Genomic DNA, 13,438 nt, shown 5'->3' with positions numbered 1-13,438 from the left:
TACTTCATATCTCTTTCATTAGCTCTAAAACCATACTATAGTATGCTTGTATCACTAATTCAGAGCTATTTTGTATAATTACTTTTCGTTTATCTGTCTATCACTGATTCTGGGTTAAAAAGACAGCCTATGAGCTGTCTTTTTGTTTAATTATTGTTTTAGTAAGTAGTATCCCGCTTCTGAAGGGTGATCTTGTACCCATGTATCCTTATCTTCTTTATAGATGAGGTAAATAATCATAAAGTCTCCCATAGCTGATACAGTAAAAAATATGCCGAATAATAGCATTCCTAAGCTACCTGTCCATATAGCGAGTATAGAAGGGATAAAGCCAAGTATAATAGCTGGCATGATCGCGCCTATACTATAGGCTCTGACTTTAAGTGGCTCTTTACAATGACAGTAAGGAGTGAGATATTCTTTTAGAAAGCCAAGCTTTATAGACTTAAATCCTTTCTTTGCAAATATAGCCCATGTAGCTCCATGTATAAGCTCATGTACTACGATTCCGAGAGTCATAACGACTATGTATAAGAAGCAATAGCCCATGACTAGTAATGGATGTAGTCCTTTTAGTTTAGAAATGCTAATTATTTCTCCCCAAACGAGATAGTATCCAGCAAAATTAACTATCGCAATAGGGATTAAGCTAAGTAGTGCATACCCGTTTGCTTTTCCTAGATCAATGGTCTTCTTCTCTATGGTATAGTCTTCGAATCCTTCAGGCTTAGGTAGCTGAATAGGAGTAGTGGTATTTTCTTCCAAGGTCTGTTAGTTAGGTTATTAGGTATGTAAATTAAGAAAAAAAAACAATATAATGTGCTTTGTACTGTTTAACCTCCCATTCGTATATGACTTTCTGATAGAATGATATCTAATTTTGCTTTAGTCAAACGAATTAAAAAAAGAAGAAATGAAGTTAGCTGAGATTTTAAAAGAAACAGATAAACCAGTATTGTTACAGTTTTTTGCAGAATGGTGTGGACCCTGTAAGATGTTGACTAGGATAATAGATGAATCGGTAGGAGAGATTACAGAGCATGCCTATTTGCAACGTATAGATGTAGATCAGCATCAGGAGATATCTGCTCAGTTTCACATACGAGCGATTCCTACTATGGTACTTGTAAATCAAGTAGGAGAGGTACTGTGGAAACACACTGGAGTGATGGAGGTAAGAGATATCGTAAAAGAGATAACGAAGTAATTGATTATAAAGAGTTAGCCTAGTGTATATACTTTGGTATATTAGAGTATATAAAGGTTATAATTGCATTTTATATTATATGAGCAAGTAGGCTGATGGCCTACTTGCTTTTTTGATGGTATAAATAAAGGAGCTCATGGAGCTCCTTTATGTGTTATTTTTAATAATAAGTATCTTGCATTATATCACTTTCGTAATTACCTCGATTGTTTAGGTGAATACCATTATATCTAATCGGGAAGTAATAATCTTCCTTAGTAGCAGGTTTAGTAATAAACTCAATATATTTTAAAATCATTTCTTGATTCGTTAAATCAGATACATCGATGCTGTTCTGTCCAAAAAAGATCATATGTATAGACGCATCATATAGGATTTGATTTGCTTCTTCATACTGTTGAGTCTCTTTATGACTATAAATATTAAAAGCTTTTGTTACATTTTCTCGTGATTGATTAGATTCAATTAAGATATCAGCTCTTTTTCCGAAACTTATGCTTGTTACTAAGATAGGATCTTGACTCTCGATGTTTTTTAATGCTTCCTTTGAAATATATCGACCTTCTTTATTGATTGGGTCAACAATATTTAAAGAGAAAAGAATCTGCTCACTTTTACCAAAGAATAAGTTCTTAGAAGTTATTTTTTCCACACCAAAGTAGTTTTTTAGCGCTTCATAAGTATTGTAAGCTTTATCTACATATTTTAAAGAGTTGACTTGAGAAGGACTTGAAAATGAAAAACCTTCATTATTATTACTTTCAGCTAGTTTAGTGTAATGTTTATCTATAATAGAATGCCAATGATCTTTAGAATAATCGCTAATTTCAAAAGCTAACTCTCCTAAAAAAGAAGGAAGAAGCACATGACTTGTTTCTGTTGCAGTAGCTAACCTTTTAGGTTCAGTACTTTTTAAAGATTTTTCATTGAATATTGCACCTGGATAGAACTCTTCTGATTTCACTGCATTGCTACCAAATGTCTGAGCGAAAGTTGCACTACTAAAAGCTAAGGCAACTAGAGTATAAAGTATTTTTTTCATGATGTCTTAGTTTTTTTGAGTGTATTTAAATTCAACTTTCAAGTATTTACCACTTGTGTTCTTTAAGTGATTATACTTATTAGCAAATGTAGTAAAGTCTACTTCTCCGTATTCTTGAAGAGAAGTTACGTTGTTTACATTTAATGTCTTATGTGCTCCCTTAATACGGAAGAACGAAGAGTATACAGATAGACTCTTTTTATCCTCTGATATTTTAGCGAAAGTATAAGATGGATAGTCTTTAGTCGCTTGAATAACGATATTGTTATTCTCTATTTTTACAGTATATTCTTTTACTTTACTTTCGTTATAAGTAACCACTAGTTTTTCTTTATCTAAGGTTAGTTGGATAGGTTTTAAGTAGGCTAGAGTAGGTTCCCATTCTTTAGAGACAGTAGTTCCTAGATCTGTAGTCGCATTGTCTTTAAAAGATACTTGCTTAACAACATTCTGAGCACTGAAGTCAAAAGTAATTGCTGTGGCAGGCTCAGGTTTCTCTGGCTCCGGTTTTTCTGGATCAACAATAGGTGGCTTTACTGGGCTGCTGTCATCACTGCTACAAGAAGCAGTAATAACTCCTATGGCTAGACACAGGCTAAATAATTTTACAGTGGTACGTATCATATCAATTCGTGTTTGTTACAAGGTGTCAGATATGTGTTTTTGTTAAAATTAACAATGTTAATTATCCTCAATTGTGTGATTTATACCGTAAAGAAGATTGCGTAAAAATATGTGTAATACTATTTAGTTGATGTTGATATAAGTACTGATGATTATGTCAAAATATGTCTTTTGAAAAATAATTAAAAAGTAATAAAAAAAGGAGCTCATGGAGCTCCTTGTACTATTTTATATTCAAGTGAAATGCGTAAATACTTTCCTTTAATATCTTTTAGATGATAGAATTGTTTGGTAAAGGATAATAAATCGATTGCTTGATAGTCGTGTATTTCTTCTTTTTGTGTCATTAATGAAACCTTGTCTAATCCATCTATTTGATAGAAAGAAGAGTATAGTGTTATACTTTTATTATCCTCTGCAAGTGTAGCAGCTGGTAGAAGAACGCCATCACCTCTGATAAAGTAGATGGTACGCTCTATCAGTTTGATCACATAGTTTGTATCCTTACCATTGTTTAGTATTACACGTAGGCGCTCTCCATCTAATGTCATGGATACAGGTCGGATAGCTTCTATTTCCTTTTCCCAATCTTGGTCCAAAGTTATTGTCCCTTGATTGGTAATTGCTTTATCTATGAAGGTACTTTGCTGTTCTATAAATACAGAGCTAAAACTATAGGTATGAGGCTCTGTTAGATCAATAATTTCCTCTTCTACAGGTGGAGTGATTTTAATATCATCATCACTACTACAACTAATAGTAAGAAGACCTAGTGATAATAGCGGAATAAATAATCTACTGAATTTAATCATTTCTAAATAACATTAATCATAAAGTAAAGATAGACAATACCTAGATATATTTATTCTTTTATTTCATTGCTAAGATGTGTATTTTGATCTGCAAATGATTTACCACAATTATGACAAACGCCTTTGCTAGGATCTACATCTTCTTCTTGAGTTTCCCATATATAAGTAGTACCACACGAGCATTCTATAACATAGAAGGGCTCTTTATCAGGTGTTGTTATAAATTTATGGAATACCCCAAAGTCAAGGTTCAACTTACTTATCTTTTTGAGTTCTTTTTTCTTGATTACTCCTATATAATAAGCTTCATCTCCTCTCTCTAAATTGCAGACCGTATAATTTTTAGGTAGTTTCTTACGGATTTGATTAATCATATAAGCAAGAGCTTCCCCTTTGTCGATCTTTTCTTTTTTTACAGCTTTAGAGACTTTTTTGTCTAATTTCTTTTCATTGATTACGAAATCTTCACCTAGTGTATTCATTCTTTGGCTGATAAAAGAAATGGCATCACTATCTAGATGCGGAGCATTAACATTGACTTCATATAAGATTTTGTTTTTAAGCAAGAAGTTAAATAAGGCATCTTCAGGTATGGTATCTTTAGTACTTTGTAGAATACGCGTGTACTCCTCAGGAGATAGTAATGCATTTAGCACTTGTTGATTCGCTTGTTTCATAACGGTTTTGTTTTTTTGGTTACATTATCGTTAGTTGAGTGGGTAAGAAATCTTCTAACAAGATACAAATTAATTTAGGTTAGAAATGTTAATAATGCGATTTTTATTTTGGACTTATTGCATAATAAATATTTAAATGGGCTTTGTAGAGATATTTTTTTAAAAAAAGGGTGGAATATGTAGAAGATAAATGTACATTTAGCCCTTGATAGTATAAAGAATTACTATTCGATAATTAAATATAGATAATGGACAACCTTTTTTTATTATATATCCATGGATATGGATCAAACAGAGAATCACGTAAATTTTATAATATAAAAGAATCTTTGCCAGACTTTCCGGCTGCGGTTTTTGAATGGGATGAGAACACAGATTTTAAGTTGTTATTACAAACAGCTGTAAGACAGACAGCAGAGATTGAACAAATCATTTTAGTAGGAGACTCTACTGGAGCTAATCTAGCGTACCAAGTAAGAGAAGCTCGTAAAGCGTTAGGGTTAAAGACAATATTAGTACTAACTAGTCCATTGCTAGATTATGATAAACGTCTTAATGCTGATCTACAGTTTACAGAGAATCTTCAAGAGAGTTTAATAAAAATAAACAATGTAGAGGACGCTTTAGTGATTATGGCTAAAGAAGATGAGGTAATTGATTATAGTAGTTTCGATGTAAAGAATAATGCTTCTAATAGTACTGTGATTTATGTAGAGGATAATCACAGGTTAGAAGGGTTTATCAATTATGTTGGCTATATAATAGGTTATATTGTCAATAAGAGTGTTAGACCAGAAGTAGAAGTAAACTAAAATAGCAAAGCAACCTGAGGGTTGCTTTTTTTAGATATTTTGCACGCTCGTTGGATGTAATTAAAAGGTTTGATTTTTAATAGTATTTATTGGACTATCAAAGATGAATTTATTTTAACCTTTAGAAGATTTAGATGTGTATGTAAGTTATGTGTATAGAAAAAGAATCAGAGGAATAAGTACTTGCTATATTAGGGTGCTATGGTTTAAGGTAATTACTTCAGAGCAAACTAATTAAATACAAATAATTAAAACCAAGAATTACAAAGAAGTCAGTGTTTATGTAAATTATAAGTTCACTTTAAATCATCGCAATTTTAAGGTTTTGGGAGGGTTTTAGGAAGAGAGTTTTAAGAGTGAAAGTAACTTTGGCTAGTATTCAGAATTTAATATTAGATGATCTGAACAGTATAGTATTGGGACTTGTAATATAGAAATGACAGGAAGTACTTATGACTGGGCATTAAGAGGGTGTTTTTAAGAGGATGAGGTATAAATAAAAAATCACCAAGAAATAGTCTTGGCGATTTTTGTTGTTGAAAGGATTTGATTAATCTAAATGAATTAGGTATTGATTTCTTTCATCTCTTTTATGAGCTAAATGAGCTGTTTTTGGGGAGATACCAAATAGAGGAGAGAAGGTCTTAACCTTAATAGTTCTATTGTCGTCATAGAATTCTAATATTCTTATAAAGCCGTCTCCTCCGTTACCTTGATGGCCGCCACCTTCTGATTGCATATCAAAGAGCATCTGGTGTACTTCTTGTCCAAAGTTGTTTTTATCTACTCTATATCCTTCTCCCGAAATATGTCCAGATAGGACTAATTGCATATTCTTTGTTTCTTTTACTATTTTATTCCAAATCTGTTCTCCATTATTAGATTCAGGGAGTAATATTCTGTCTGATTTTCTTTCTTTTTTATCCTTAAAGTAAGGTTCAAAGATTATCCATTTGTTATCTCCTTCTAATCTTGTATCATTGCGATTGAGATAGGCGTGTGTTAACAAGACGATTTGATGATTTTCATATTGTTTAAATTTTAGAATTTCATTTGCCCAGTTTAGGGTTGTGTTTCGTGGAGCGTATTCTAGGTTGACAATCAGGTAATCTTTATTGTTAATTCCTTTAAACTCATACATGGCATTCGTTAGCGTAGGTAAGTTATGCTCATTAAGTCCATGTTGTACAAGATGTTTTTGATTTAAGTAATTCTTAGTTATAGGGAAGTACTTGTCATATTGGGTAGTTCTCGTTCCTTTAGAGTCTATGGTGTAATCGTGATTTCCTGTTGCTAGAATATAAGGAATCTTATGATCTAAGATAGTAAAGGATTTATCTATAAACTCCCATTGTTGCTTAGAAGAGAGATTTCCATTTAATCCAGGAAGGATTACATCATCTTGCTCTACTAAGTCACCAGTGCACAGTACCATTTTAATATTTAGTTGATCTATATTAGCCTCTATCCATCTATTAATAAGGTCTAGTATAGGTTGATTTTGGCTATATTTAGAATAGTTTTGAATATCAGGAATTAAAATCATAGACCAAGAGTTTGGCTGGTCTAACTCTACTTTTGTCGCGTATTGTTGAGCAAGAGAAATAGGGGATGCTAATAAAAAAAGCACCCCTATTTGGAAATATAAACTATACAAACACTTCATTTTAATAACCAGGGTTTTGGGTAAGGTTAGAATTGATAATAATTTCTTTTGACGGAATAGGCCATAAGTATTGCTTATTCTTATCAAAAGCCCTGGTGGCTAATACTTTTATTTTTCCTTTACTAAGTAATCCGTCAAATACAGGTAATCCATTTTCATCTATGGTTGGTGTTTCTGACCAGAACCACAGTCCTTTATCAACTACTTCTTTTTTTAGTTTGTCAGGGTCTAACATACCATAATTTGGTCTAGTTAGGGCGATTTCGGCATGTTTCCAACGCATAATATCTTCAATTCTTCTATTTTCCCAAGCAAATTCTACTCTTCTTTCTATTCTAAGGTATTTTCTCATTTCAGTTTGTGATGAGATAGTAAGTAATGGAGCAGTAATACCAGAGTCATTATAAGCGCGTGCTCTTACTTGGTTAAACGCTTTAAGCATTTCGCTATCTAATTGGTTTAGTTCTATTTTTGCCTCTGCATACATTAGTAGTACATCAGCATATCTCATAATAACAATGTCAGCATCAGAATAAGAATCATCAGACCAGTCTGTATCAACTCCTTTTTTTAGTGTTAATCCATTATAAGAAGCATAGGTATCTACAGATCTTGTGTCTTTATTTTTTACTTGCTTACCTGTTGTAGTGTTAAGGACATTAGTAGAGTAAGGATTAGGATCATAAATATATCCAAGGTGATCAGTACCAAATTCTACTATAGTTTCTTTTAATCTCGGATCTCTGTTTTTAAATGGGTTTTGAGGATCAAAAAGAGGAGATTGATCTATTGTTTTCCCATCCGTGCATAGATAAGTAGCAAATAATTCCCAAGAAGGTTGTGCTACAGAGCTTCCACCAGCATTTCTAGTATAGAAATTCTTAACTGAGAATATAGAATTATGTTGAGCAGAACGTGGAATAGCAAACACAGTTTCAGAAGAATTCTTAGTTTTAGAAAGGAAATATTCTCCATAATTACTGTGTAGCTTATAATTATTTAGTTTTATACACTCTTCAGCAGCCTTACGTGCTATTTCATAATCGTGAAGATTTAATGCTGTTTTTGCCTTAAACGCTAATGCTGCACCTTTTGTCAATCTTGAATTCTGTGTTCCATTGTACTTAATAGGTAGGTTATTGATTGCAAAGTTAAAATCATTGTACACTTCTTGTAAAATAATTTTTTTATCAGTTCTTCCCATTTTGAAAGCCTCCTCTATCGTAAGCGTTTGAGTATAAAAAGGAACATCGCCAAAGAAAAACAGTAATCTACCGTAGAATATAGCTCTAAAGGCACGTGCTTCAGCTTCAAACTGTTTTCTATCTACTTCTGATAGATTACCTCTGTTTTGCGTTAAGTTTTCTAATATAGTATTTGCTCTAGCAATTCCCTTATAAGTATTCTTCCACAATGCAGCACTTGTACCCCATTCACTATTAATGGTACCAGCAGCATATTCATTCATTACTTGTCTTTGAGACCAGTTATCTGTTAATCGTTCACCAGCCCAGCCTGTTTCAAGATTCCAAAGGTATTCTCTGTAAAAATCATTAATAGAAAGTTCGTATTCATTTTTATCAGAATACCAATTTTCTGAAGAAGCACTAGAAGGAGGGTTTAAATCTAAATCAGCACAACTGCATGTAAAGATAAGTAAGCTAAGTATATAAAGTATTTTTTTCATTTTAGATAATATTAGAAGTTAACAGATACCCCGAAGTTGAATGATTTAGCGATGTATGCATTATATGTTGATTCTGGATCATATCCCTTTGGAAAATTACTGAATGTAAAATAGTCGTTTAGAGAAATAAATACTTTAAGCTTGTCTAAATGCACTGAGTTTACTAAATCTTTAGGGAAATTATAAGCTAAAGTGATATTCTTAATACGGAAATAAGCTCCATTAATTAACCAGAAATCAGACATTTTATAATTGTTGTTTTCTGCGCTTACATGCGATAATCTAGGGTATTTAGCATTTAGATTTTGTTCCACAGTATTGTATGGGCTCCAGTATTGACCATCTATCTCTTGCATTGGACTTGTCCATGAAGATTGGAAAGGTCTGATTTGGTTTTCTGTCAATAGACTTTTTTGTTTTCCAACTCCTTGGAAAGCTATTCCTAATTCCACTCCTTTGTAATCAAGGTTAATATGTCCACCAAATATGTAACGAGGTAGTGAAGAACCTAAAGGCACACGATCATAATCTGGTGATATGCTTCCATCAGGAACACCATCAGGTCCACTTATATCTAGATATTTAATATCTCCTGGTTTTACAGCATTAGATAGTTTAGGGCTATTATCTATTTGTTCTTTATTTTGAAATAGACCATCAGAAATATATCCATACCATTCGTTAAATGAAGTTCCTTGTCTTATGATTTTTCCATTAGACATAACGATACGTCCTCCCAAATCCCCCATAGTGGTTCTAGAGTCTGATAGATTAGCTCCTATAGAGTATTTTAGGTCACCAATCTGATCTCGCCAATTAATATCTAAGTCCCAACCTTCAGTATGCATATTACCAGCGTTCTGTTGAGGGTTTTCAAATCCCATAAAAGCAGGAATCTCTAACTCTAATAGCATATCTCGTGTCTTCTTTTTATAATAATCAGCTGTGATACTAAGGCGATTTCTTAAGAAATTAATATCCAAACCAAAATCAATTGATTCTGTTGTTTCCCAAGTGATGTTCTGGATAGCATATTGCGTTTGAGCAGCAGTTAGAGCAGAGATAATCTGGTTGTCTTTATAGAATAAGGTATTAGAAAAATTGATTGAAGATTGATATGGATAGTTTCCGATTCGTTCATTTCCTAGAGTACCCCAAGAACCTCTAAGTTTTAAGTAGCTTATTACATTTTGGTTTTTCATGAAGTTTTCTTCTGATACTGTCCATCCTGCAGAAAAAGAAGGGAATATCCCCCATCTGTGATCTTTGTGAAAGCGTGAAGAACCATCTCTACGAATATTAGCTTGCAAATGATATTTGTTGTCAAATGAATAGATTAATCTAGAGAAAAGAGATTGATAAGCTGTCTCTGTTTTATCACCAGAGTTAGTCATAAATTCTACAGGAGCAAGGTCTAAATATGGAAAATTAGGCAATTCCATATTCATTGCTTTAGCGCCTAAATTATCTATAGAAGAATAATTATCTTCATACCCTAATAATAGATTAATACTATGTTTTTTTAGATCTTTAGTGTAAGTAGCAAGCACTTGTTTTGTCAGTATTTTGCTTTCGTTTCTATTCTCGATTAAAGTATTGTTTGTATGACCATTTATATAGCCTGAGAAGCGTTCAGGGCTCTCAGCATCATAATATTCTATTTTTTTTGTAAAGTTCTTTCTTCTATCAAAAGCTAGTTGTGGGGCTAAAACTAATGAAACTTTTAAATCTTGAATTGGCGTAAAGTTCAAGGCTACTCTTCCGTATATTTTATCAGAGTGATGTCTTTTAGTTCCTCCATGATACAAACTAGCATAGGCATTAGAACCTGATTTTCCTTCAGCTATTCTTCCATCTTGCCAAGTAGCAGCATATACAGGAGCATAACGCATAGCTTCCCATACAGGGTCATTAACAGGGGAAGTTTGTTGGGTTGTATTATATGATAAATCAATATCTCCAGAGATAAAATCATTAACCTTGATATTGTTATTTACACGAGTCATAATTCTTTTGTAATTCTCAATATCATAAATTGCTTTGATATTCTCATAATCTACACTTGCACGCGTCTTAATTCGCTCACCACCACCAGAAAGAGAGAAGGAGTGTCTTTCTTTTGCAGCAGAATCTTTTAGCAATAGATCTTGCCAGTCTGTAATAGGGGATTTATTAGGGTTCTCTAAGTTATTCTGATACCAATTGTCTATGTCTTGTTTGCTATAGATACCATATTCTCCTCCAGGAGCTGTCCCTGCATCATTCCAAGACATTTCATTGATCATCTCCATGTAGCGTTTATAACCAACAGACTTAGGCATCATCGTAGGTTTTTCAAAGGCGTAATCAGATTTATAAGAGAAGTGAAATTCGTTATCTTTAGCGCGTTTAGTTGTAATTAAAATAACTCCTGCTGCTGCTCTAGCTCCATAAATAGAAGCCGCTGCTGCATCTTTTAAGACAGATATTTCTTCGATATCATTAGTGTTTACTTGATCCATATCATCTTGTGCCACTCCATCTACAACGATTAATGGATCTGTATTACCTATAGTAGTCACACCACGAACTTTGATATTAGCTTTAGCACCAGTTTTACTTGAGTTACGCGTTACCATTACTCCTGATAGTTGTCCTTGAAGAGCCTGCGAAAGCTGTGTTGTATTTCGCTGTTCTATTGCATCTCCACTAACTTGTCCTACTGAACCTGTAATATCTTTCTTCTTAGCTGTCCCATAACCAATTACTACAATCTCATCTAGATTAGACGCTTCTTCTCTCATTTTGATATTCATCATAGAAGAAGCCTTTACCATTTGATCTTGAAAACCAATAAAAGAGACTTTTATTAAGTCATTTGGATTTGCTTTGATATCAAAGTTTCCATCTAAGTCAGTAATGGTAGACTGTATATTACTTAAGTTTTCTATGGTTGCTCCAGGTAATGTAAGTCCATTGTTGTCCAATACTCTTCCTTTAAGCATACTTAAAGCAATAGAAGAGTTTCCTTTTTTGATAGAAAGTAGATTGTCCTCTAATTTATAAGATAGATTAACTTTGGCTTGTAATGAACTTAATATTTGTTGAAGAGTAAGTGTTTTACTACTAAAGTTTACCTTAGTACTCTGAGGTAATTCATCAGTATAGTAAATCTTAATAGAAGTTTGTTTCTCTATTGTTTTTATTAATTCATTGATTGTTAATTCACTTTTAGGTAGTGCTAAATTAATTTGAGAAGGTGATTGTCCTAGAGTAATATTTGACCACATCAGACAAGCTAGTGCTATTACAGGAAACTTAATTTTTTTGTATTTGTTTTTCATGGTTTAAGTGCATAATAGGTTTTTTAAATGTTTAGTTATTTTTTGAAAATTGAAATTTCTTTATCTTGTTTTTTATAGGTAAGGTCTTCCAAGAAGCAGATACTTCTCAGAATAGCATACAACTCATGTTTTGGATATTGTCCATGTAAGATGGCTTGGGTGTTAACACGATGATCAATGTGGATAGGGATACGGTAGTATTTTTCCAACTGATTGATTGCTTTATCTAAAGGGATATTATTAAAGTCAAAGAATGAAGTCTGAGTGAGTAAAGTATTATGAGCTAGTTTATCATTATGCCATACCAAACTATCGTTAGCATGTAATATTCTTAACGAAGAATCTTTAGGGTTTTCTACTGATACTATTCCTTCTATTACGTGAACTTTATGGTTATTAGAAGTCTTATCACTCACTGTAAATGTTGTTCCTAGAACTGTAGTGTTAAGGTGATCAGACTTGACTAAGAAAGGAAGATCTCTGTTTTTGGCTACTTTAAATAAGGCAGTACCTTTTAGTTCTACTGAACGATTAGAGGTATTGTATTCATCGTTAATTTCTAATGTAGTACCAGGTTCTAGAATAATAATAGTGTTGTCATCTAAAGTGATACTTGTAGTCTTTTCTGCATAATATAGATTAGTAGAAGAATTATATTGATTCCATAAAAGAACACCACTTAACAAAGGTATTGTAAGACAAGCAGTCCAGGTAGCAGTGCGTCTAAAGCGCATGCGTCTAGTATGTGCTTTCTGACTAGCTACTATTTTATTGCGTAATCTGTTTTCAACAGTTTCTTTGTCTGCGATGGTAGATGTACCTATTTGTTGTAATCTTTCTAACCAAGAAGTTAAAAATTGATTTTCTTGATCAGATGAGTTTTTCTTTAAATATTGATCTATAATATTTCTAATCTTGTTTTCCATGAATAGTGCTTATATCTATAAAGTGTGCTATTCTATAAATGGTACTATGCGAAAAACTGGATTTAATGATTACTTAATATAGGTAACAATTACTTAACGAATAAAAGAAAGAAGAAAAAGGCTTCAACAGAATAAGAAAGATTAGCTCTTAATAAGGATAATGCCTTGTTTAATTGGTTTTTAACTGTGTTTTCTGACAAGTTTAGGAGTTGAGCAATTTCAGAATAAGACTTCTGACTGTAATATCTCAACTGAAAAATTTCTAAACATTTTTCTGGTAATATTTCTTCAGCTTTTGATTTGACTTGTTCTAGTAGGTAAAGTTTAAATTGTTCTTGTTCCTCTACAGTAAGTAATTCAAATTCTGATAATGCCTCATAAGCAGTCTCTAGTTCTACAGAAGTAAATTTTCTATTGCGCAAATATTCTAGACATTTATATTTAACAGCTGTATAAAGATAGGCTTTAAAATTCTCAATATGTAAGGTATCAAATCTCTTCCAAAGATCAATAAATACTTCTTGAATGATATCTTCTGTCTGTGCAGTATTTTGAGTTAGGTTATTAGCATAGATATACAGAGACTCCCAATAAGACGTATACAAGTTGTTTACGAATCTATCTTTATTAGTCATTATTATATTATTTTGAGACCAAAATTA

12 protein-coding genes are annotated in these 13,438 nt (G+C 32.6%); 2 read left to right on the top strand and 10 right to left on the bottom strand.

Annotated elements, in window-relative coordinates; genetic code table 11:
* Positions 1-150: 150 nt before the first annotated feature.
* The gene (locus E0Z07_RS16035) at positions 151-765 is read right to left on the bottom strand and encodes a DUF3267 domain-containing protein (protein WP_058699812.1); all 615 of its coding nucleotides are present in this window, start codon (positions 763-765) and stop codon (positions 151-153) included.
* Positions 766-913: 148 nt separating this feature from the next.
* On the opposite strand from E0Z07_RS16035, the gene E0Z07_RS16030 reads away from it, so the two are divergent.
* Complete coding sequence (locus E0Z07_RS16030) at positions 914-1,207, top strand: thioredoxin family protein (protein ID WP_006261496.1); 294 nt, start codon at positions 914-916, stop codon at positions 1,205-1,207.
* Between the two features lie 160 nt (positions 1,208-1,367).
* On the opposite strand, the gene E0Z07_RS16025 is transcribed toward E0Z07_RS16030, so the two are convergent.
* The 4 genes from E0Z07_RS16025 to E0Z07_RS16010 all read right to left on the bottom strand — a co-directional run bounded on the left by E0Z07_RS16025 (position 1,368) and on the right by E0Z07_RS16010 (position 4,362).
* On the bottom strand, positions 1,368-2,249 hold the full coding sequence (locus tag E0Z07_RS16025) for a hypothetical protein (protein WP_006261495.1): 882 nt from the start codon (positions 2,247-2,249) through the stop codon (positions 1,368-1,370).
* 6 nt (positions 2,250-2,255) lie between these two features.
* Positions 2,256-2,873, bottom strand: a complete 618-nt coding sequence (locus E0Z07_RS16020) for a hypothetical protein (RefSeq protein ID WP_006261494.1) — start codon at positions 2,871-2,873, stop codon at positions 2,256-2,258.
* A gap of 206 nt (positions 2,874-3,079) precedes the next feature.
* Entirely contained in the window at positions 3,080-3,685 is a 606-nt protein-coding gene (locus tag E0Z07_RS16015) for a hypothetical protein (RefSeq protein ID WP_006261493.1), read from the bottom strand.
* 50 nt (positions 3,686-3,735) lie between these two features.
* The gene (locus E0Z07_RS16010; protein ID WP_006261492.1) at positions 3,736-4,362 is read right to left on the bottom strand and encodes a hypothetical protein; all 627 of its coding nucleotides are present in this window, start codon (positions 4,360-4,362) and stop codon (positions 3,736-3,738) included.
* Positions 4,363-4,610: 248 nt separating this feature from the next.
* Between E0Z07_RS16010 and E0Z07_RS16005 the strand changes: the two genes are divergently transcribed.
* On the top strand, positions 4,611-5,174 hold the full coding sequence (locus E0Z07_RS16005; RefSeq protein ID WP_006258197.1) for an alpha/beta hydrolase family protein: 564 nt from the start codon (positions 4,611-4,613) through the stop codon (positions 5,172-5,174).
* Between the two features lie 550 nt (positions 5,175-5,724).
* Here the strand turns inward: E0Z07_RS16005 and E0Z07_RS16000 are convergent.
* From E0Z07_RS16000 to E0Z07_RS15980, 5 genes are all read right to left on the bottom strand, one after another.
* Positions 5,725-6,840, bottom strand: coding sequence for a metallophosphoesterase (locus E0Z07_RS16000; RefSeq protein WP_006263998.1), 1,116 nt, complete (start codon positions 6,838-6,840; stop codon positions 5,725-5,727).
* Position 6,841: 1 nt separating this feature from the next.
* Complete coding sequence (locus E0Z07_RS15995; protein ID WP_006258195.1) at positions 6,842-8,527, bottom strand: RagB/SusD family nutrient uptake outer membrane protein; 1,686 nt, start codon at positions 8,525-8,527, stop codon at positions 6,842-6,844.
* Between the two features lie 11 nt (positions 8,528-8,538).
* Complete coding sequence (locus E0Z07_RS15990) at positions 8,539-11,850, bottom strand: SusC/RagA family TonB-linked outer membrane protein (RefSeq protein WP_131540979.1); 3,312 nt, start codon at positions 11,848-11,850, stop codon at positions 8,539-8,541.
* Between the two features lie 35 nt (positions 11,851-11,885).
* The gene (locus tag E0Z07_RS15985) at positions 11,886-12,776 is read right to left on the bottom strand and encodes a FecR family protein (RefSeq protein WP_131540978.1); all 891 of its coding nucleotides are present in this window, start codon (positions 12,774-12,776) and stop codon (positions 11,886-11,888) included.
* A gap of 89 nt (positions 12,777-12,865) precedes the next feature.
* Positions 12,866-13,411, bottom strand: coding sequence for an RNA polymerase sigma factor (locus E0Z07_RS15980; RefSeq protein ID WP_131540977.1), 546 nt, complete (start codon positions 13,409-13,411; stop codon positions 12,866-12,868).
* Between the last annotated feature and the right edge of the window lie 27 nt (positions 13,412-13,438).

This window comes from Myroides odoratimimus (assembly GCF_004337635.1).
In the GTDB taxonomy this organism is placed as follows: Bacteria; Bacteroidota; Bacteroidia; order Flavobacteriales; family Flavobacteriaceae; genus Flavobacterium; species Flavobacterium odoratimimum.
This window is presented reverse-complemented; position numbering and strand designations above follow the sequence as displayed.

Excerpts from the sequence above, each read along its gene's own strand:
- E0Z07_RS16030 (WP_006261496.1), top strand. The coding sequence starts at position 914 with ATGAAGTTAGCTGAGATTTTAAAAGAAACAGATAAACCAGTATTGTTA.
- E0Z07_RS16025 (WP_006261495.1), bottom strand. The coding sequence starts at position 2,249 with ATGAAAAAAATACTTTATACTCTAGTTGCCTTAGCTTTTAGTAGTGCA.
- E0Z07_RS16020 (WP_006261494.1), bottom strand. The coding sequence starts at position 2,873 with ATGATACGTACCACTGTAAAATTATTTAGCCTGTGTCTAGCCATAGGA.
- E0Z07_RS16015 (WP_006261493.1), bottom strand. The coding sequence starts at position 3,685 with ATGATTAAATTCAGTAGATTATTTATTCCGCTATTATCACTAGGTCTT.
- E0Z07_RS16010 (WP_006261492.1), bottom strand. The coding sequence starts at position 4,362 with ATGAAACAAGCGAATCAACAAGTGCTAAATGCATTACTATCTCCTGAG.
- E0Z07_RS16005 (WP_006258197.1), top strand. The coding sequence starts at position 4,611 with ATGGACAACCTTTTTTTATTATATATCCATGGATATGGATCAAACAGA.
- E0Z07_RS16000 (WP_006263998.1), bottom strand. The coding sequence starts at position 6,840 with ATGAAGTGTTTGTATAGTTTATATTTCCAAATAGGGGTGCTTTTTTTA.
- E0Z07_RS15995 (WP_006258195.1), bottom strand. The coding sequence starts at position 8,527 with ATGAAAAAAATACTTTATATACTTAGCTTACTTATCTTTACATGCAGT.
- E0Z07_RS15990 (WP_131540979.1), bottom strand. The coding sequence starts at position 11,850 with ATGAAAAACAAATACAAAAAAATTAAGTTTCCTGTAATAGCACTAGCT.
- E0Z07_RS15985 (WP_131540978.1), bottom strand. The coding sequence starts at position 12,776 with ATGGAAAACAAGATTAGAAATATTATAGATCAATATTTAAAGAAAAAC.
- E0Z07_RS15980 (WP_131540977.1), bottom strand. The coding sequence starts at position 13,411 with ATGACTAATAAAGATAGATTCGTAAACAACTTGTATACGTCTTATTGG.